The sequence below is a fragment of the Streptomyces candidus genome, from assembly GCF_014207445.1.
Classification (GTDB): Bacteria; Actinomycetota; Actinomycetes; order Streptomycetales; family Streptomycetaceae; genus Streptomyces; species Streptomyces candidus.
The window spans coordinates 82,872-103,048 of record NZ_JACHEM010000013.1; the positions used below are offsets into that span (position 1 = coordinate 82,872).

17 protein-coding genes are annotated in these 20,177 nt (G+C 72.1%); 9 read left to right on the top strand and 8 right to left on the bottom strand.

Going from position 1 to position 20,177, the window contains the following annotated elements; genetic code table 11:
* Nucleotides 1-5: 5 nt before the first annotated feature.
* Nucleotides 6-1,376, top strand: coding sequence for a hypothetical protein (locus HNQ79_RS23620; protein ID WP_185034307.1), 1,371 nt, complete (start codon nt 6-8; stop codon nt 1,374-1,376).
* Between the two features lie 65 nt (nt 1,377-1,441).
* Entirely contained in the window at nt 1,442-2,335 is an 894-nt protein-coding gene (locus HNQ79_RS23625; protein WP_185034309.1) for a DUF2268 domain-containing putative Zn-dependent protease, read from the top strand.
* Nucleotides 2,336-2,359: 24 nt separating this feature from the next.
* On the opposite strand, the gene HNQ79_RS23630 is transcribed toward HNQ79_RS23625, so the two are convergent.
* On the bottom strand, nt 2,360-2,971 hold the full coding sequence (locus HNQ79_RS23630) for a YceI family protein (RefSeq protein WP_185034311.1): 612 nt from the start codon (nt 2,969-2,971) through the stop codon (nt 2,360-2,362).
* Between the two features lie 319 nt (nt 2,972-3,290).
* Here HNQ79_RS23630 and HNQ79_RS23635 point away from each other — a divergent pair, with 319 nt between their 5' ends.
* The 7 genes from HNQ79_RS23635 to HNQ79_RS23665 all read left to right on the top strand — a co-directional run bounded on the left by HNQ79_RS23635 (nt 3,291) and on the right by HNQ79_RS23665 (nt 12,810).
* The gene (locus tag HNQ79_RS23635) at nt 3,291-4,613 is read left to right on the top strand and encodes a S1 family peptidase (RefSeq protein ID WP_260421759.1); all 1,323 of its coding nucleotides are present in this window, start codon (nt 3,291-3,293) and stop codon (nt 4,611-4,613) included.
* The gene (locus HNQ79_RS23640) at nt 4,610-6,880 is read left to right on the top strand and encodes a tetratricopeptide repeat protein (protein ID WP_185034314.1); all 2,271 of its coding nucleotides are present in this window, start codon (nt 4,610-4,612) and stop codon (nt 6,878-6,880) included. The genes HNQ79_RS23635 and HNQ79_RS23640 overlap by 4 nt, the downstream gene beginning before the upstream one ends.
* 92 nt (nt 6,881-6,972) lie before the next feature.
* On the top strand, nt 6,973-8,382 hold the full coding sequence (locus HNQ79_RS23645; protein WP_185034316.1) for a vWA domain-containing protein: 1,410 nt from the start codon (nt 6,973-6,975) through the stop codon (nt 8,380-8,382).
* Complete coding sequence (locus HNQ79_RS23650) at nt 8,379-9,443, top strand: hypothetical protein (RefSeq protein ID WP_185034318.1); 1,065 nt, start codon at nt 8,379-8,381, stop codon at nt 9,441-9,443. The genes HNQ79_RS23645 and HNQ79_RS23650 overlap by 4 nt, the downstream gene beginning before the upstream one ends.
* The gene (locus HNQ79_RS23655; protein ID WP_185034320.1) at nt 9,440-10,762 is read left to right on the top strand and encodes an ABC transporter substrate-binding protein; all 1,323 of its coding nucleotides are present in this window, start codon (nt 9,440-9,442) and stop codon (nt 10,760-10,762) included. The genes HNQ79_RS23650 and HNQ79_RS23655 overlap by 4 nt, the downstream gene beginning before the upstream one ends.
* Before the next feature lie 186 nt (nt 10,763-10,948).
* Nucleotides 10,949-12,538, top strand: coding sequence for an acyl-CoA carboxylase subunit beta (locus tag HNQ79_RS23660; protein ID WP_185034322.1), 1,590 nt, complete (start codon nt 10,949-10,951; stop codon nt 12,536-12,538).
* A gap of 53 nt (nt 12,539-12,591) precedes the next feature.
* Nucleotides 12,592-12,810 (top strand): acyl-CoA carboxylase subunit epsilon, encoded by a 219-nt coding sequence (locus HNQ79_RS23665; RefSeq protein WP_185034324.1) that lies wholly within the window; start codon nt 12,592-12,594, stop codon nt 12,808-12,810.
* A 194-nt stretch (nt 12,811-13,004) separates the two neighbouring features.
* Here the strand turns inward: HNQ79_RS23665 and HNQ79_RS23670 are convergent, their stop codons facing one another.
* The 7 genes from HNQ79_RS23670 to HNQ79_RS23700 form a co-directional block, all read right to left on the bottom strand.
* Nucleotides 13,005-13,586 carry a GTP-binding protein gene (locus tag HNQ79_RS23670; protein ID WP_185034326.1) on the bottom strand — a complete coding sequence of 194 codons (582 nt, stop codon included), beginning with the start codon at nt 13,584-13,586 and terminating at the stop codon, nt 13,005-13,007.
* On the bottom strand, nt 13,567-14,244 hold the full coding sequence (locus HNQ79_RS23675) for a DUF742 domain-containing protein (protein ID WP_229923647.1): 678 nt from the start codon (nt 14,242-14,244) through the stop codon (nt 13,567-13,569). The genes HNQ79_RS23670 and HNQ79_RS23675 overlap by 20 nt, the downstream gene beginning before the upstream one ends.
* Nucleotides 14,245-14,405: 161 nt before the next feature.
* Entirely contained in the window at nt 14,406-14,819 is a 414-nt protein-coding gene (locus HNQ79_RS23680) for a roadblock/LC7 domain-containing protein (protein ID WP_030980891.1), read from the bottom strand.
* A gap of 10 nt (nt 14,820-14,829) precedes the next feature.
* On the bottom strand, nt 14,830-18,234 hold the full coding sequence (locus tag HNQ79_RS23685; RefSeq protein ID WP_185034331.1) for a nitrate- and nitrite sensing domain-containing protein: 3,405 nt from the start codon (nt 18,232-18,234) through the stop codon (nt 14,830-14,832).
* Between the two features lie 392 nt (nt 18,235-18,626).
* Nucleotides 18,627-19,220, bottom strand: coding sequence for a GTP-binding protein (locus HNQ79_RS23690; RefSeq protein ID WP_185034333.1), 594 nt, complete (start codon nt 19,218-19,220; stop codon nt 18,627-18,629).
* Entirely contained in the window at nt 19,201-19,614 is a 414-nt protein-coding gene (locus tag HNQ79_RS23695; protein WP_185034334.1) for a DUF742 domain-containing protein, read from the bottom strand. The genes HNQ79_RS23690 and HNQ79_RS23695 overlap by 20 nt, the downstream gene beginning before the upstream one ends.
* A gap of 142 nt (nt 19,615-19,756) precedes the next feature.
* Entirely contained in the window at nt 19,757-20,170 is a 414-nt protein-coding gene (locus HNQ79_RS23700; protein ID WP_185034582.1) for a roadblock/LC7 domain-containing protein, read from the bottom strand.
* Nucleotides 20,171-20,177: the final 7 nt, after the last annotated feature.

Here is a 20,177-nt window from a genome sequence, read left to right on the forward strand (position 1 = left end):
AATACATGAGGACCAGGTCGTTTTCCGTCATATCGGCCCTTGCCGGGTCGACGCTGCTGCTCCTGCTGCCGCTCGCCCCGGCGGCCCTCGCCGCCACCGGGACGACGGAGGCGGGCAACGCCTTGAAGGAGGGGCCGGTCTACGTCGCGCCGGAGGCCAGGGGGCAGCTGTCCCGGACCGATCAGGACGCGCTGGCGAAAAAGATCGAGGAAGCGGACAAGCCCCTCTTCGTGGCGGTCCTGCCGCGCAACGAGGAGTTCCCGGCCCGGACGGTGCGCCAGAACCTGCGCAACGCCACCGGCGTCACCGGTGTGTACGCGGTCCGCCTCGGTGACGGTTTCGAGGCCGGCGCCGATCCGCGCGCACTGCCGTACCGGTCGCTCCGCAACCTGGTCGCCGCCGCCAAGACCCCGGCGGGCCTGGGCGCGGCCACCCAGCTCAACACCTTCGTCGACCAGGCGCTCCCGCAGGTCAAGGGCCACGCCCCGGCATCCTGGGAGGGCGGGGCGGACGACGGCGTGAACACCGGCGCGCTCGTCGGCGTCGGCGCGGTCGTGCTGGTGGCGGGCGCGGGCGGCTACGCGCTCGTACGCCGCAACCGCAACCGCAAGGAGGCCGAGCGCCTCGAAGCGCTCCGCAAGCTTACGGTTGTCGTCGACGAGGACATCACCGCGTACGGCGAAGAGCTCGACCGGCTCGACTTCCATCCCGCCGAGCCGGGCGCCACGGACGGGATGCGCACCGACTACCAGCGCGCGCTCGACCTGTACGAGACCGCGAAGTCCCGGATGGCGTCGGTCCGCGAGCCCAACGACGTGCGGGCGGTCACCGAGGCCCTGGAGGACGGCCGCTACGCGCTCGCCGTCCTGGACGCCCGCCGCACCGGCCGCCCCGTGCCCGAACGGCGCTCGCCCTGCTTCTTCGACCCCCGGCACGGTCCGTCGGTCACCGACGCGACGTGGACGCCGCCGGGCGGCGCGGCCCGCGAGGTCCCGGTCTGTGCGGCGGACGCGACCCGTCTCGCCGACGGGCAGGACCCGGCGGTCCGCACCGTCGACACCGCCGACGGCCGCCGCCCCTACTACGACGCGGGCCCGGCGTACGGGCCGTGGGCGGGCGGCTACTTCGGCGGCGGCATGCTTCCCGGCCTTCTGATGGGCACCATGCTGGGTTCGATGCTGGCCACGCCCGCGTACGCCTCGGACTACGGCGCGGGCACCGGCTTCGACACCGCCGGAGCGGGCTTCGAGGGCGGCGACGTCTCGGGCTCGGACTTCGACCCCTCCGCGTTCGGCGGGGGCGACTTCGGCGGCGGGGACTTCGGGGGCGGGGGCGACTTCGGGGGCGGCGGGGACTTCGGCGGCGGCAGCTTCTGAGGCGCTCGCCGCCCCCGGCGGCGGGGCTTGCTCCTCACGCGACGTGAGGTTCTACTGTCCGTGCCATGAAGATCCTCGTGCACGACACCGCGTCCGCCATGTCCGACCTCCTCGCGCTCCCCGTCGCCCAACGTCCTGCCGCACTGCGGGAGTTGCTCGCTCCGTTCCAGGCGGTGCTCAACCGGGTGACGGGCGGCGGCATGGACGCGGTGCAGCTGCACAGTACGGGCAGCGGTTTTCCCCTCGACCGCGACGACCCGCGCCTTGCGGCAGCCCTTGGGCGGATGCGCGAGGCCCGGGTGTGGGAGCGGATCGAGGAGTCCCTCGGCGCCGCCCAGGAGCGGCTGGCCGCCGAGGCGCCCGGCGCGGCGCGGGCCGAGACCGTCCACGTCGTCCTCGTCCTCGGTGACCCCGATGACGAGCACCTGACCGTGCGCAGCGAGGGCTACTTCGGAATGGGGGGCTTCCCCGGCGGCATCCATCTCGCCATGTGGCCCACCGCGACCAGCCTCGCCAAGATCCACCACACCGCCGCGCACGAACTTCACCACAACGTGCGCTACGCCAACGTGGTCTGGGATCCCGCGACGGTCACCGTCGGGGAGCACGTCGTGGCCGAGGGGCTGGCCGAAGCGTTCGTGCGGGAACTGGCGGGCGAGCAGGCCATGGGCCCCTGGGCCACGGCGGTCTCCGGCACGGAACTCGACGACGCCTACGAGAAGATCACCGATGCGGTCGACCTCCCCGGCATGCGGAATCTGCCGCCGTACGTCTTCGGGGACGCCACCGCGAAGCTCATGGGTCTCGCCCCGGTGGGTCTCCCGGACTTCGCCGGGTACACGGTGGGCCTTCGCATCGTGGACGCCCACCTGGCGGCCACCGGCCTGACCGCCGCGCAGAGCGTCGCGCTGCCGGCGGGCGAGATCCTCAGGAACGCGGGGGTGCGGACGAACGCCTGACCGCACCCCGCGACCTTCTCCCGGTCAGGCCGCCTTCTTGATCGCGGAGATGTCGAAGTTCAGCTTCACCTTGTCGCTGACCATGACGCCGCCCGTCTCCAGTGCCGCGTTCCACGTCAGGCCCCAGTCGGAGCGCAGGATCGTGGCGCTGCCCTCGAAGCCGACGCGCTCGTTGCCGTAGACGTCGGTGGCCGTGCCGTTGAACTCCAGGTCGATGGAGAGGGGGCGGGTGACGTCCTTGATGGTGAGGTCACCGGAGATGCGGTAGTCGTCGCCGCCGAGCTGCTCGGCCCGGGTGGAACGGAAGGTCATCTCGGGGAAGGCCTCCGCGTCGAAGAAGTCGGCGCTGCGGAGGTGGTTGTCGCGGTCCGCGACGCCGGTGTCGATGCTCGCGATCCGGACGGTGATCCGCGCCTCGGAGTCGGCCGGGTTCGAGCCGTTCAGACGCAGGGTGCCCTCGTGCTCGGCGAAGGTGCCGCGCACGTTGGTCACCATCGCGTGGCGGACGGTGAAGCCGATGCTGCTGTGGCTCGGGTCGACCGTGTACTCGCCGGTGAGGGCGGCCAGCGCCGGGTCGACGGCGACCGGGGCGGTGGTGGTGTCGACGGTGTCGTTGCGGCGGCCGAAGAGACCCATGGCGTTCCTCCTGGGAGAGATGTGGACGTATTGGTTGAACGTTCAACCTGTTCAACGGGAACGACGATAGCGCGACGATGTTCAACTTTCAACCGTTACGGATCGGTAGTCTCGGGATTCACCCGCGGGGGCGAGCGGACCCACCGCGGGCCCAGGTCCTGCGCGTCGTCCATCCGGGCCGGACGGACCGGAGAAGTGGGCTTTTTCAGTAAGGGAGTTGACGTTCCGCAAGCAGTAAGCGACACGAATGCGCTACGAAGTCCCCCGTGCGCGTCCGCGCCCTGGGGGGGTGCGCGTGCCCGGCGTATCCTCGGGCGGCATGGGGGCCACGGGGAGCGGTGGGAGTCGGGACTTCTACGCGGACTGGCGGTTACGGCTGAGACTGGGCGACGCCCGGGGTCGCGTGTGCGGAGCGGGGATACTGCTCACCAGGAACCGCGTGCTCACCTGCGCCCACGTACTGGGCGACGCCCAGCAGCGGATCTGGGTGGAGTTCGCCGAGGGCCACGGCGTGGCACCGGTCGGCGCGCGCCTCGCTCCGGAGCCCGGCAGCTGGATCCCCCCGGCCCTGCACGCCCCGGAATCCGGGCTCGACGTCGCGGTGCTGGCGCTGGAGCAGGACCGCCCCCGTCTGGACCCCGCGCTCCTCGGCCGCGACCTGCCCGCCGACCGGCGCACGCTCCGGGCCACCGGGTACACCGTGCACCACGAAGCGGGTCTCACCCTCTTCGCCACCCTCGGCGGCCCGCACGGCCGGTGGGTGCAGCTCGACCCCGTCAACGATCCCGTGGAGGAAGGATTCAGCGGCGGCGCCGTGTCCACCGTCGCCGAGGACGGTGCCCCCGCCGAGGTCCTCGGGATGACGGTCGCGCAGGTCGGGACCGCGACGGCCGGCCAGGAACGGTCGTACATGCTTCCCGTGGCCGCGCTGGCCCGCGAGGTGCCCCTGGTGGACGAACTGAGCACGCCCGGCGCCTGGGACGTCGCCCTGCGGCAGCGGCTGCGCGACTGGTTCGAGTGCGACCTCCGGCCGCCCGTCGAACTGTGCCTCGTCCCCGAGGGCGGCGGCCGCGACCGTACCCTGCAGCACGCCCTCGCCCGCGCCCAGCTCGTCCACGACTGCGCCACCCGCGACCGCAGGCGCCTCACCGAACAGATCGCCGCCCAGCTCCCCCTCGGACACGGCAGGCTGAGCGCGTTCCGCACCTGGCTGCTGTACGGCGGCGAACCACCGCCGGGGATCGCCGCACTGCCCGGCAGACCCGTCGACCTCGCCGTCCTGGGCCTCGACCGGGACCCCGCACCGCACCGGATGCTGCCCGTCCTGGCCCGGGTGCGCCACCTGGGCCTGCGGGTCCTGGTCGTCGTACGCGGCGACACACCCCGCTCCGAGGAGACCTGGCGGCGGACCGAGAGCGACCTGCTGGCCCCTGGCCTCGAACAGCACGTCCGCTGCCTGCTCGCCGAACTGCGCGAGACCGAACGGTACGCACCCCCGCACCGCCCGCGCCTCGCCGACCGGTACGCCGCCGAACTGCGCGGCATCGCCCCGCGGTGGGCCGACGCACACACCCGGGTGGGACTGCTCGCCACCCTGGCCGAACGGCTCAGGGCCGCAGTCCGGGAGCCGTCCGCGCCATGACCCGCTGCGCGCACCGACTGCGCACCGGAGCCCGCTGCCCCGGCGACGTCCTCGCCACCGGGTACTGCGACCACTGCGGGCTGGCCGCCGACGAGCGGCGCTTCGGGCCGCTCACCGCGAAGGACCGGCCCGCGGGGTTCCTCGAACTGCCCCGGCAACGGCCCAGTTCGGCCGGTGAACGGCTGCGCAGGCCGGGCGACCCGCTGCGCGCCGTCATGCGCTGCTCGTCGCTGGAGTGCCGCACGGTCATCGGCCCGCCCCTCACCGAAGGGCCCGTTCCGCTGGACGGCTACTGCCCCGTGTGCGGGAAGCGCTACTCCTACCGGCCCGACCTGGACAGCTCCGAGGACGAGGCCGACTGGCTGGCCGGACAGTACGAGGTGCTCGGACCCATCGCGCAGGGCGGCCAGGGCTGGGTCTACCTCGCCGTCGACCACCACCTCGACGAACACGTCGCCGTCAAGGGCCTGCTCAACCGGTACCTGGAGGGCGGCCCCGCACAGGCCGACGAGGAACGCCGTCGGCTCACCGCCATCCGGCACCACCGCATCGTCCGCATCCGGGACTTCGTCCGCAAGCTCGACGCCGACGGCCACACCGTCTCCGGCGCCTACATCGTCATGGACGACGTCGGCGACCGCACCCTGGAGGCGATGATCGACGCCACCCGGCGTGGCGACTTCGTCCTCGACATCGAGCACGTTCTCACGTACGGCTGGCAGATCCTCGAAGCGCTCCAGGCCCTGCACGCCTCCGGGCTCGCGTACATGGACATGAAGCCGTCCAACGTCGTCCACCACCAGGACGGCATCAAAGTCATCGACCTGGGCGCCCTGCGCGAACTGGGCCGCCCCCACAGCAGACCCGACGACATCCTCACCACCTCCCGGTACGCCTCGCCCGAGATCAACCGCACCCGCGTGCCGACCGTCGCCCACGACCTGCACACCGTCGGCGCCACCCTGCGCGAACTCGCCGAATGGGCCGTCGACGACGAGCCGCACGGCCGGGGGATCGGCGCCGCGTCCTTCCGTGCGGCCCTCGACCGGGCCACCGCCCGCGACCCCGGACGCCGGTTCCGCACCGCCAGGGACATGGCCGACCAGTTGCGGGGAGTCCTGAGGGAGATCAGGGCGCTGCGGCCCGGCGAGCAGGACCCGCCCGAACCGTCGCCCTGCTTCACCCCCGCCACCCGGCTGCCCGGCGCGAGCCTGGGCGCCGTACCCGAGCCCGCGCACTGGCTGCGCCGCCCCCTGCGCGGACGCGGGCGCGCACCGCGCTCGCCCGCGCTGGACCCCGCGGCACCCACCCCCGCGGAGGTGGCGGCCGGGCTGCCGGCGCCCCGCCCGTACGAGGACGACCCGCAGGCGGGCCGGTTCCAGGTCAGCAGCGGGTACGACCCCGCCCAGTACCTCGCCCAGGCCCCGGGCCGCCGCCCCTCCGTGGAGATCTGTCTGCACAACGTGCGCGTGTCCGTCGCCCTCGGCACCCCCAGGGCCCTCGCCGACGCCCGCGCCCAGCTCGACGCCGCCCGCCGCATCCGGGCCCCCCGGGACGCCCACGGCTGGCGGCTGGAGTGGCACCGGGCGCTCGTGGCGCTGGCGGGAGCGGACGAGGACGCGGAGGGAGGCGAGGCGGACGAAGGTCCGCGCACCGCGCGGCTGCGGGAGGCGCGCGGCCGGTTCACCGTCGTCTTCCGCGCCCTGCCCGGCGAGTACGCGGCCAAGCTGGCCCTCGCGCACTGCGCCGAACTCCTCGACGAGGAGGGCCTGCCCGGGTACGGTGCCGACGCGCTCTACCGGGCGGTGCACGCCCGCAACCCCTCGCACGGCGGGGCCGCCCTGGGTCTGGCCCGCGGGGCGCTCGCCGCGGGGGACCGCGCGGGCGCCCTCGATGTCCTGGCCGCCGTCCCGGACTCCTCGCGGGACCGGGCCGTCGCGCGGATCGCCGCGCTGCGGATCCGGGCGGCCCCGCTCGGCCCGGACGGAGCACCCGCCGCCGAATCCGACGTCAACGAGGCCCTGTTCGACCTCGCGCAGGCCGAGCAGGACCCGGCGATGCGGCTGTCCGGCGACGAAGTGCTGAGGCTGCGCACCGAACTGCTGGAACGCCGCCTGGACGCGGTGCAGGGCACGGCGGGGGAGCGGGCCGTACGCGAAGGACTGGAGGAGAACTACCGCCGCCTGGCCCACCAACGGCAGGACCGGGCGGAGTACGAGCATCTGATCGACCTCTCCCACGAGGTGCGGCCCCGCACCCGCTTCTGACCCCCCGTCCGCGCCCCACGAGCCCCGGGACCCGCGGCCAACAGGCCGGCCGACCGCCGGCCCGCGACCGACGAACGACGAAGGTGACGCACATGGGCACACCCGCCGCAGCACCGGGTCTGACCTTCGACCTGCACGTGGAGACGCGCCGCGAGCGGACCCCGCGCCCCGGCACCGTCGTCAAGGCCGTCCTCCAGGCGGAGGCGCGCGCCGTCGGCGCGGACCCGACGGGTGAGCTCCCCGCCACCGACCTCGCGGTGGCACTCGCCGTCGACCTCGCCCCCGACCGCGACCCAGGCCCCAGGGAAGCCCTCGCGGACACCCTGCTGGCCCTGCCCGACGGCGCGTCCTTCGCGCTGATCGGCACCGGCGGCGGCTACCCCTTCGAGGGGGGCTGGGCCGTCGCCGATGCGGAGACGCGGGGGGAGGCCGCCTTCACCGCCGTCTCCCGGAAGCCGTACCGCACACCGGGTGCGCAGGGCGCGCAGGACACCGGGCTCGCCGGGCTGCTGGCAGCCGCGCGTACCCGCTTCGCCGCCCGCCCCCTGCCGGTACGGCACCTGCTGCTGTTCTCGGACGGCACCGCACCCGTCGGCCCGCTCGACGACGAAATAGCGCGCTGCGCGGGGGAGTTCACCTGCGACGTGCTGGCGGTCAGCGGTTCCTGGGACCCGCTCGCGCTGGTGACCGTCGCCCGGAACCTGTACGGGGAACGCGGTCTGGCCCCCGAGGCGTTCGCCCCGTACGCCACCTCCCTGATCGCCGCGCGGCGCCGCATCCGCAGCCCCGGACTCACCCTGGAACTCACCCTGCGCACCGGGGTGCGACTGATCGAACTCCAGGAAACCGGAGGTCAGTTGCTTTCCACGGCCGTACGCCCCGACCCCGGCCGGCCCGGCCGGTACCAGCTGCCCACCCACCAGTGGGACGTCGGCAGACGCGAATACCTCCTGCAACTGGGCGTCGACGCCGACACCGAACCGCTCGGCGTCGACCTGCAACTCGCCTCGGCCGCCCTCGGGGACGCCGTGGCCCCGGTTGTCGTCCGCTGGGAGACCCGGCCGCGCTCCCTGTCCGCCGAGGAGCGGGTCGGCACCGACGACAACCTCACCGTCACCCTCGCCGACGCGCTCGGCCGGCTGCGGCAGGAACTCGACCGCGGGCAGCTCGCCGCGCACCGCAACCGGCGCGACTCCGCCGAACGCCACCTCGGCGCGGCCGTCCAGCTCGCCCACCAGCTCGGCATCAGCTGGCCACTGGACCGCGTCCGCACCATCGCAGACATCGACGACGCGGCCCGCGGAATCGTCCGCCTCCACCAGAGCTACGACCAGGACCGGCTGCGCGCCGACATCCTGACCGGCGGCGACGCGGGCACCGCCCAGGACCTCCTGCGCGACTACGCCCACGGCGTCGAACGCCGCTGCCCGCGCCCGGGCTGCCGCCGTCCCGCCGGCCTGCCCGCGGCGTACTGCATCACGTGCGGAGAACCCCTGCGATGACCGACCGGCCCCCCATGTCCCCGGCCCCGCCCGCCCCCGGCCGGCTGCGCCGCTGGTGGCACGCCCGGCGCACCGGCTCGCGCACCCGCCACCTGCTGGAACGGCACCTGGCGCTCGCCCTGGTGCTCTCCCTCGTCGGCGCCGGGACCCTGCTGGTCTCCTACCGTGCCGCCGACCGTGCCGCCTACGAGCTGCGCACCGCCTCCGAGCCCGCCGTCGTCGACGTGGCCTCCACCCGCCTCGCCCTGCTGCGCTCCTACGACGAGGCATACGACTCGGTGGACTCCGGGCTGGCCCCCGTCGTCGACGCGGGAGAGGAGTACCGCGCCCAGTGGGCCGTCGCCTTCCAGGGCCACGCCCGGCTCGCCCGGAACCAGATCGACGGGTCCCGCGGCAGGGCGATCATCGAACCCCTCTACGGCCTGATGGGGGCGTACGCCCAGTCGGTCAACCTGGCCACGACCCGGCAGGTCGACTCGACGCGCGCCGACGAACTCCTGCGCAGGCAGCGGCTCCGCGAGGCCCACTACGTGCTCCAGCGGCCCGTCACGGGAATGGTGTCGCGACTCGACCTGCTCCAGACGAACCAGCTGGAGAAGGTGGAGGCCGACGTCTCGTTCGGACCCGGACGGTACGCGGGCTGGGCGGTCGCCGAACTGGCGCTGGTCGCCCTGTTCGTGACGGTCCTGTCCGCCCTGCGCGTGCTGCGCCGCCGCTGCGGGAGACGCTACGAGCCCTCCCTCGTCGCCGCACTGCTGCTCACCGCCGCCCTCGCGGTCCTCCCGCTCTGGGCCGCCGTCGTCACCCACCACCGGCTGGACGACTCCTACCAGTCCCTGCGCGCACTCGCCACCGACGCGGTGAGCGCCTCGCCCCGGGTCGAGGACGCCCAGCAGACGCTCGCCGACCGTATCCCGCGGGTCCACGCCGGGCTCGCCGACGACGGCCGTCCGCCGTGGGTCTACTACTCGTTCCTCACCGGCGGCGTCCTGATCTGCGTACTGCCCGTCGCAGGATGCGTCCGCAGGCTCAACGCCGACTACTGGAGGGCAGCCGGATGACTCCGTACCGCACCCGTCCCGCCCGGGCCGCCCTGCGCGGCGTGGTCCTGCTCCTCGCGCTGCTGCTGCCGGTCACCGCCTGCACCCTCGCCGCGCCCGGCGACCCGTCCGACAGCGAGAAGGTCACCGTCCTCGGTCCGTGGACCGGCGACCAGGAACGCCGGTTCACCGACCTGCTCAAGAGCTTCGGTGTGCCGTTCGCCTATCAGGGCACCGCCGCCCAGCGCGAGATGCTGCTCTCCCAGGTCCAGACGGGCAGCGCGCCGCACGTCGCGATCATGCCCGGGGTGGGCGAGCTCGCCGAGTACGCCGAGAGGGGCCGGCTCAAACCGCTGGACAAGATCCTCGGCGACGTCGAGCTGGAGGAGTACGGACCGCCCTGGCAGCCCCGTACCGCCGACGGCATGACGTACTGGGTCCCGGTGAAGGCCGACCTCAAAAGCATCGTGTGGCACCGAAGGGGCGTCGTCCCGCCCGCCGGCCCGGTCAGGATGGCCGCCTGGTGCACGGGCATGGGCGACGACGGGGCGTCCGGCTGGCCCGGCAGCGACTGGATCGAGGACGTCGTCCTGCAGTCGCAGGGCCGCGACGTGTACGAGAAGTGGGCGACGGGCCACCCGGACGTGCCGTGGACCGACGAGCGGATCGTCCGCGCCTGGCGGGTCTGGGGCACGATGGCCGCCGCGGACCCCGAGGCCGCCGAGCGCGCCCTGCTCACCGACCACCGGGGCCGCACCCCCGAGGGCGGCGGCCTCCTCTTCGACGGAGGAGGCTGCATCCTGGAGCACCAGGGCTCGTTCGCCCGCGCCTTCTACGGCAGGCGGGCAGCCGAAGCGGACTTCACCGACTCCGCGCCCCTGCTGCCCGGCGGCCCCTACCGGCAACGGGGGTACGAGGTCTCCGCCGACTTCGCCGTCCTGTTCAACGACACCCCTCTCGCCCGCGAACTGCTGAAGAAGCTGGTCTCCCAGGAGGGGCAGGCCCGCTGGGCGGGCACCGGCGGGGGCGGCGTCTTCTCGGCCCGCTCCGACGTCTCCCCCAAGGGGGGCGGCCCCGACCAGCAGACCGCCCTGCGCCTGACCGGCGGCACGGGCAGCGTGCGCTGCCTGGACGCCTCGGACGTGATGTCCCCCGCGGTCCGGGACGCCTTCTACGACGCCACGCTCCGGCACCTGGCGGACACGGAAGCCGACCCCGGCGACCGGCGGCTGAAGCAGCGGCTGGCCGACATCCAGAAGGTGCAGGAGGAGCACAAGGAGAAGCGACGGCGGGAGGGGAGGCCGGAGGCGGGCCTCTCCGGGGTGTGCGAACCGCGCTGACGGACCCCTGCGTGTGCAGCACGCCACACCGGCGTCCTTTGTGACCTCTTTACAAAGAGCTCCCGCCGCGAACAGTGACTTCCCCTCCTCCCGGACGCGGTTCTGTCCGGCCCCGACAGGGATACGGTCCGGAGACTGTGCAGAGTCGACGGACCGTTTTCTTGTCGTTCTTCGTAGGGTCGACACATGACCGTTTTGGATACTCCGGGCGCTCCGGGCGAGCCCACCGACTCCCGTGGCCGGGTGGCCGAGCTGCTGGCGCTTCGTGAGCGGGCCGTGCAGGGCCCGAGCGAGCGGGCCACCCAGGCGCAGCACGCGAAGGGGAAGCTGACCGCCCGTGAGCGCATCGGGCTGCTGCTGGACCCGGATTCCTTCCGGGAGGTCGAGCAGCTGCGCCGGCACCGGGCGACCGGTTTCGGCCTGGAGAACAAGAAGCCGTATACCGATGGTGTGATCACCGGCTGGGGCACGGTCGAGGGCCGGACGGTCTTCGTGTACGCGCACGACTTCCGGATCTTCGGCGGTGCGCTGGGCGAGGCACACGCCACGAAGATCCACAAGATCATGGACATGGCCATCTCGGCCGGCGCCCCGCTGGTCTCGCTGAACGACGGCGCGGGTGCCCGTATCCAGGAGGGTGTGTCCGCGCTGGCGGGGTACGGCGGGATCTTCCAGCGCAACACGCGCGCCTCCGGTGTCATCCCCCAGATCAGTGTGATGCTCGGCCCGTGTGCGGGTGGCGCGGCCTACAGCCCGGCTCTCACGGACTTCGTGTTCATGGTCCGCGAGAGCTCCCAGATGTTCATCACCGGCCCGGACGTGGTCCGCGCGGTGACGGGTGAGGAGATCACCCAGAACGGGCTCGGCGGCGCGGACGTGCACGCCGAGACCTCGGGCGTCGCGCACTTCGCGTACGACGACGAGGAGACCTGCATCGCCGAGGTCCGCTACCTGATCTCGATGCTGCCCTCCAACAACCGGGAGAACCCGCCGGCGGTTGCCTGCGAGGACCCGGTGGACCGGCGCGGCGAGGTACTGCTCGATCTGGTGCCCGCCGACGGCAACCGCCCGTACGACATGCGCAAGGTCATCGAGGAACTCGTCGACGACGGCGACCACCTGGAAATCCACGAGCGCTGGGCCACCAACATCCTGTGCGCGCTGGCCCGTCTGGACGGCCAGGTCGTCGGCATCGTCGCCAACCAGCCGCAGTCCCTGGCGGGCGTCCTGGACATCGAGGCGAGCGAAAAGGCCGCCCGGTTCGTCCAGATGTGCGATGCCTTCAACATCCCCCTCGTGACGCTCCTCGACGTCCCCGGCTTCCTGCCGGGTGTCGACCAGGAGCACGGCGGCATCATCCGGCACGGCGCGAAGCTCCTGTACGCGTACTGCAACGCGACCGTGCCGCGCATCTCGCTCATCCTGCGCAAGGCGTACGGCGGTGCCTACATCGTCATGGACTCGCAGTCCATCGGCGCCGACCTCACCTACGCCTGGCCGACCAACGAGATCGCCGTGATGGGCGCGGAGGGCGCGGCCAACGTGATCTTCCGCAAGCAGATCGCGGAGGCCGAGGACCCCGAGGCCATGCGGGCGCGCATGGTCAAGGAGTACAAGGCCGAGCTGATGCACCCGTACTACGCGGCCGAACGAGGCCTCGTGGACGACGTGATCGACCCGGCCGAGACCCGCCAGGTCCTCATCTCCTCCCTCGCGATGCTGCGCAACAAGCACGCGGACCTCCCCTCGCGCAAGCACGGCAACCCGCCCCAGTAATTCCCTCCCGCACCTCGGTGCCGCACGACGACGATACGGAGACCACGAAACCGATGAGCACCCCCGCCGATACGGCTGCCACCAAGAACCTGCTGCGCGTCGAGAAGGGCGAGGCCGCCCCCGAGGAGCTGGCCGCGATCACCGCGATCCTGCTGGCGAGGGCCGCCGCCCGACCCGCCGAGGTCTCGGCGCCGCACGGCCGCACCGCGGCGGGCTGGCGCCGGCTGGAGCGCACGCCGGGCTTCCGCGCGCCGCACAGCTGGCAGGGCTGAGCACCCCCGCCGCACACGCCGACGGCCCGGACCCCCTCACTTCGAGGGGGTCCGGGCCGTTCTCGTACGTGTGCCGGCCCGTACCACAGGGGCGCGGGGCTGTGTCATTGTGCGGCTCCGCCGCGTGGGCGCGACCGGCCGAGCCGCGCCCACGCGGGAAACACCTGCCCCGGGCACCCCACTACGGAGCGGTACTACCGCAGCCGCGCCATCAGCGCGTGCTCGACCAGCGTGATCAGCGCACTCTTCGCGTCCGCCCGGTGCCGGGCGTCCGTCGTGATGATGGGGGTGTCGGGCCCGATCTGGAGGGCCTCGCGGACCTCCTCCGGGTTGTACGGCTGGTGCCCGTCGAAGCCGTTGAGGGCGATGACGAACGGCAGGCCGCTGTTCTCGAAGTAGTCCACCGCGGGGAAGCAGTCCGCGAGGCGGCGGGTGTCGACCAGGACGACCGCGCCGATCGCGCCGCGCACCAGGTCGTCCCACATGAACCAGAAGCGGTCCTGACCGGGCGTGCCGAACAGGTACAGGATCAGGTCCTGGTCCAGCGTGATGCGGCCGAAGTCCATGGCGACGGTGGTCGTCGTCTTGTCCCCGGTGTGGGTGAGGTCGTCGATCCCGGCCGAGGCTGAGGTCATGACGGCCTCGGTACGCAGCGGGTTGATCTCCGACACGGCTCCGACGAACGTCGTCTTGCCGACGCCGAAGCCGCCCGCCACCACGATCTTCGCGGAGGTTGTGGAGCGGGCTGCTCCGCTGCTAGAGCTTGCGAAGTCCACTGAGCACCCTTTCGAGCAGTGTCACATCTGGCTGACCACCCGCGGCTTCGTCGCCGCCGGGCTGGTGGATGGCGACGAGTCCGGCCTCTGCCAGGTCGGCGACGAGGATTCGGGCAACGCCGAGGGGGATGGAGAGCAGTGCGGAGATCTCGGCGACCGACTTGATCTCACGGCACAGGTGGCAGATCCGCTGGTGCTCGGGCAACTGCCCTTGCAGCCGTGCCGGTTCCGCCGTGGTGTGCACCAGTGCCTCGATGGCGAGCTGGTAGCGGGGCCTGGTACGGCCGCCCGTCATGGCGTACGGGCGCACCAGGGGATTGTGGGTGCCGCCGCCCGAGGACGTGGGCGAGCCCGCGCCCCGGACACCGCCCGCCCGCGGCGGCGCCGACCGGTTGCCGGGCTGCTGCGGTGCGCGGTGCTGCCCCCCGTGCTGCGGGGGCTGCGGGGGATGTTGCTGGTAGGGGTGCTGCTGCTCGTACCGGTGACCGGACCCGTCCGGGCGCCCGGTCTGCTCGTACGGTGAACGGCTCGGCGTGGAGGGGAAGTTGAACCGGTTCTGGGAGGGGTCGCCGGGACCCCCCTGCTGACCTCCCTGGCCCTGGACCGGGCCACGGCCATAGGGCCAGTCGGCCGACGAACCGTTTGGGGGCGTTGCCACGTTCTCCTCCTCCGACTGCACTGCGGGCGCCATTCACTGTGGGGCCACGTCCCCGAACCCTAAAGCCCGGGGACGCCCATGCGCACGGGGTGTCTGCTAGTTGAGAACACTTGTGTCTGCTTGTTCGACCGTTGTGTGAAACGGCCGGCAGTGGGTGTGCGCTAGTTGAGCAGACTTCCCTGGAGCTCTGCCCGGAGGTCCGGGGTGAGGACGGTACCGGCCCGGTCCACGAGAAGTGCCATCTCGTAGCCTACGAGGCCGATGTCGGCGTCGGGGTGCGCGAGCACCGCGAGCGAGGATCCGTCGGAGATGGACATGATGAAAAGGAAACCTCGCTCCATCTCCACCACGGTCTGGTTGACGGCGCCGCCCTCGAAGATCCGGGAGGCGCCGGCCGTCAGCGACGTCAGACCGGAGGCCACGGCCGCCAGCTGATCGGCACGGTCGCGCGGGAATCCTTCGGACATCGCCAGCAGGAGTCCGTCGGCGGAGACCACCACCGTGTGGGAAACACCGGGGGTGTTGTCCACAAAGTTGGTGATCAACCAGTTCAGATTCTGCGCCGCCTGGCTCATCGGGCTCACACTAACGCTCCTGGTTGTAGGTACTACCCGGTCCACTGTGCTGATCGTAAGTGGCCGCTTGGTTCTGGTCTGTTCCCGCGCTGCGTCCCTGCTGGACACCGCGCCGCAGGTTGCTCAGCCGGCCCCGTACGTCCTCCGGTGCGCGGGAGACCTGGGGGCCGCCCTGCGGAGCCTGCTCCGCGGCGCCCTCGACCAGGTTGGCCTTGGGCACCCGCTTGGGGAGTCCGGAGGGGGTGATCCCGCCGGCCTTCGGGTCCTTGAGCTTCTCGGCCCGCGACCAGCGCTCGTCGTTCGACGTGCGCCAGCCGCCGTCACCCGCGGCCGTTGCCGTGCCCGGGTCCGCACCGTCCTGCCCCGCGGCGGGCCGCTGCGGGAGCTGCGCCCGGGCCGCCTTCTCCTGCTGCTCCGGCTCGGTGCGGCCGGCGGACTTGCTGTGCCGGCTGAGCATCGACTCCTGGCCGGGCTGGCTGCCGCGGCGGGGGAGGCCCGCGCCGGTCAGCCCGTGACCGGCGCTCGGTGCGGGAGAAGGGGTTCCCGGACTGTCGAAGCCTACGCTCTCCGCGTCCGCCCCGGCAGGGGCGGAAGGAGACTGCGCGGATTCCGTTTCGGTCTCGTACGAGGGTTCGTACGCGGTCTGGAAACCCTGCTGGTCGGGCCAGTTGGGCTGGTGGGACGAGGACTCGTAGTTCTCGTACGCAGGTTCCGCGTTGTCGTACGTGGGTTCCACATACTCCTGTTGCGGCTGCTGCGACTGCTGTTGCGGGACGTAGCGCTCGGTCGAGCCGAAGGAGTCCCGCGGGCCGAAGCCGTCGAAGCCGGGCGTGGGGGCCTGCGGCGCCTGGGCGGCCGGGAAGCCGTTCCCGTCGTACGAGGGCTGCTGCGGCCGGCCGTACGGGTCGTACGACGCCTCCTGGTACTGCTGCTCGCCGTACTGCTGCTCCCCGTACCCGGGCGAAGGCTCCGGGTAGCCCTGCGGGCCCGCGCCGTCCTGCACCTCGTCGCGGAACAGCGGGCGGTCGTCGTCCTGGCCGTCGCGGCCCTCCAGGGCGGCCCTGCGCTCCTCACGGAGCCGTGCGCGCTTCACCGGATCGAGCGGCATGCGGCCCGGGGACTCGTCCTGCCCGCTCTCGTACTGCGAGTCGTCGAAGCCGAGTTCGGCCGCGGTCCGCATCGGCGCGTGGTCGGGGCCCGGCTGCTCCGGGGCCGGCTGCTGGGCAGCCATGATCGACGAGACCGTGAAGTCGTCCGAGTGGACGTCCTCGCCGCCACCACCGTGCGTGATCGCGTCCGGGAGCATGACCAGCGACGTCGTACCGGCCTGCTCGCCGGAGGGACGGAGCTGGACGCGGATGCCGTGCCGGTCGGCGAGGCGGCCGACCACGAACAGGCCCATGCGCTGCGAGACGGCGGCGTCCACCGTCGGCGGGTTGGCCAGCTTGTGGTTGATGTCCGCGAAGTCCTCGGCGGTGAGGCCGATGCCCTTGTCGTGGATCTCGACCATGACGCGGCCGTCGGGCAGCCGGGTCGCGGTGACGCGGACCTTGGTCTGCGGCGAGGAGAACGTGGTGGCGTTCTCCAGCAGCTCGGCGAGCAGGTGCACCAGGTCGGTCACGGCCTGGCCGTGGATCTCCGACTCGGGTACGCCGCTCAGCTCGATGCGCTCGTAGTTCTCGACCTCGGAGGAGGCGGCACGCAGCACGTCGACGAGGGGGACCGGCTGGTTCCAGCGGCGGCCCGGCTCCTCGCCGGCGAGGACGAGGAGGTTCTCGCCGTTGCGGCGCATGCGGGTGGCCAGGTGGTCGAGCCGGAAGAGGTTCTCCAGCTGGTCGGGGTCGGCCTCGTTGTTCTCCAGGTCGGTGATGAGGGTCAGCTGGCCCTCGATCAGCGACTGGTTGCGACGCGAGAGGTTGGTGAAGATCGCGTTGACGTTGCCGCGGAGCATGGCCTGCTCGGCGGCGAGCCGCACGGCCTCGCGGTGCACCTGGTCGAAGGCGCGGGCGACTTCGCCGATCTCGTCGTGCGAGGTGATCGGGATGGGCTCCACGCGGGTGTCCACGCGGCCCGGCTCGGTGCGCGACAGCTGGTCCACGAGCATCGGCAGGCGCTGCTCGGCGACGGCGAAGGCCGCCGTGCGCAGGCGCTTCATCGAGCGGCTCATCTGCCGGGCGATCATCCCGGCCAGGACGAACGCCGCCAGGAGCGCGATCACGACGACGGCGCCGTTGATGATGGCGTCGTTGCGGGCGTCGGCGGAGATCTGCGCGGCCTCGTCCACCGCCTTGGTGACGAGCTTCTCCTCGACCTCGGTGTAACCGTCGAACTTGGCGGTGGAGGCGGCCATCCAGGTGTCGGGCACGATGCCCTTCCTGGCCAGCGCCTGCTTGCTCCTGCCGGTGGCGATCTCCTGGCCCATGCCGGTGAGGATCGAGCCGTCGGCGCCGCGCGGCGGCGTCGGGAAGTCCTGGCCCGCGGCGGCCGCGCGGGCCTTCGCGGTGGCCAGCTTCTGCTCGCCGTCCCGGGTCTTGCCCGCCATGACGTCCTTGAGCAGCTGCTCGTCGGCGGCGGTGCTGCCCGAGACGAACTCACCGAGCGCGATGCGCTCCAGGTAGGTGTACGAGGTGAACGCGACGATCTGCGCGTCCTTGACGTCGTCCTGGCCGCTCGGCCGCACCAGCAGGTGCGTGCCGATGGAGCGCTGGAGGGAACCCGCCGCCTTGGCCAGCTGGATCGCGTAGACGGACCGGCCGTAGCTCGTCACGTTGCCCGTGTCCAGGCTGAGCTCGTTCGCGAGCTCCATCAGGGAGTGCTGGACGACGACGTAGCCCTCTTCGGTGGCGACCGGGCCGATGCCCTTCGACTCGTCCTTCCGGGCCGCCTCGACCTGGGCGGTGAAGGCCGTCTTGCGGATCGCGGCGAGCTTCGGCTCTTCCTCCTGGAACTTCTTCAGCCGGCGCTTCAGCCCGTCGCTGGGCAGGTCGGTGGCGACTTCCTTGAACTTCCCGGCCGCCTCGTCGGTCGCCGCGTAGGCCTTCTTGACCTCCGGGCTGTCGCGCTGCCCGCTGAGCAGCGGCTGGGCCGTCAGGTCGCGCTCGTTGAGCAGGGCGTGCCCGTACTCGGCGGCGGAGCGCACGATGAGTGCGGTCTTCTCCGCGTCCTGGGCCTGCCGCCAGGTCTGCACGGAACCGTTCACCTGGAAGCCGCCCATGACGAGGGCGACCAGGACGGGTATGAGGAGAATCGCGTTCAGCCGGGTGGCCACCCGCCAGTTGCGGGGGGACATCCGGCTGGAGCTGCCACCTGCCGGCGCGGCGGACGCCTCAGCGACAGGCGGCGCCGCAGCGTGCGACGGCGGCGTGAAGTTGCCCCGCGTCTGCTGCTCTGCGGAGCCGTTCTTGCTTCGCCTCACTCGACCAACAACCTCTCGGCGTCGGCACCTACGCTGTGCCGGTTTTCGTTCAGGGCGGTACTTACGGCTGTGCCTGTTCAGGACGGCTGTACTTACTCAGGAGTTTCGCCGAATTCCAGCACGCCCGACGGTTCCGGGCCAAACAGCCGGATGGCAGCGTTCCTAGTGGCCCATCCCTCAGATAAAACGGGCATAAAGAACGAGCCCCGCCAAAAGGCGGGGCCCGTGTGAGCGCAGCGACACCGCACGACCGCGCCGGGTTGCCGCGCTCGTGCAATTCTCTTTCGAAACGTTATGAACTCCGCGGCCAAACAGGGGCGGAGAGTGTCGTACGCCACAGTCCGTCCCTGTTTGGCTACGGCAACTGCCGTACGCCGCGCCCCACTTGTGTCCTACTTGAGCCGTGCCATCAGGGCGTGCTCGACCAGCGTGATCAGCCCGCTTTTCGCATCGGCCCGGTGCCGGGCGTCCGTGGTGATGATCGGGGTGTCCGGTCCGATCTGGAGGGCCTCGCGGACCTCCTCGGGCGTGTACGGCTGGTAGCCGTCGAAGCCGTTGAGGGCGATGACGAACGGCAGGCCGCTGTTCTCGAAGTAGTCCACCGCGGGGAAGCAGTCCGCGAGGCGGCGGGTGTCGACCAGGACGACCGCGCCGATCGCGCCGCGCACCAGGTCGTCCCACATGAACCAGAAGCGGTCCTGACCCGGAGTGCCGAACAGGTACAGGATCAGGTCCTGGTCCAGCGTGATGCGGCCGAAGTCCATCGCCACCGTGGTGGTGGTCTTGCCCCCGGTGTGGGTGAGGTCGTCGATGCCCGCCGAGGCGGAGGTCATGACGGCCTCCGTGCGCAGCGGGTTGATCTCGGAGACCGCGCCCACGAACGTGGTCTTGCCGACGCCGAACCCGCCCGCGACCACGATCTTCGCGGAGGTGGTGGAGCGGGCCGCTCCGGTCGCGCCGTCCGAGCTAGAGCTTGCGAAGTCCACTGAGCACCCTTTCCAGCAGCGTGACGGCCGGCGTTCCGTCGGCGTCCGCGCCCTCGCCCGGCTGGTGGATGGCCACCATCCCGGCCTCCGCCAGGTCCGCGACGAGAATACGCGCGACGCCGAGCGGCATCGAGAGCAGCGCCGAGACCTCGGCCACCGACTTGACCTCGCGGCACAGGTGGCAGATCCGCTGGTGCTCGGGGAGCAGTGTGGACAGGTGGGCCGGATCGGCCGTGGTGCTGACCAGTGCCTCGATGGCGAGCTGGTAGCGGGGACGGGTCCGGCCGCCGGTCATCGCGTAGGGGCGAACCAGCGGCTGGTCGCCCTCGTACTCGTACGGGGCGTCGAGATGCGCGCCGCCGTACGAATCGTGTGAGGCGGGGGGCGGGGTCATGGGTCCTCCGGGCATGACAGCAAGGGGTCGGCGTGCCGTCTGACTGGGCCGGTGGGGGATTCGGTTATCGGCCAGGCGGTGTGAAGGGCTTGGGGGAAGCCCCTCCTGATGAGGGGTACTGCGGGGGTACGGCGGCGCGCGGCTAGTGCAGCAGGCTGCCCTGCAGTTCCGCGCGCAGGTCAGGGGTGAGGACCGTCCCCGCCCGGTCGACGAGCAGGGCCATCTCGTACCCCACCAGACCGATGTCGGCGTCGGGATGCGCGAGCACCGCCAGCGAGGAACCGTCCGAGATCGACATGAGGAAGAGGAAGCCGCGCTCCATCTCCACCACGGTCTGGGCGACCGGGCCGCCCTCGAAGATCCGGGACGCTCCGGCCGTCAGGGAGGTCAACCCCGAGGCCACGGCGGCGAGTTGGTCGGCTCGGTCACGCGGGAAACCTTCGGACATGGCCAGAAGGAGTCCGTCGGCGGAGACCACCACCGTGTGGGACACCCCTGGGGTGTTGTCCACGAAGTTGGTGATCAACCAGTTCAGATTCTGGGCCGCCTGGCTCATCGGACTC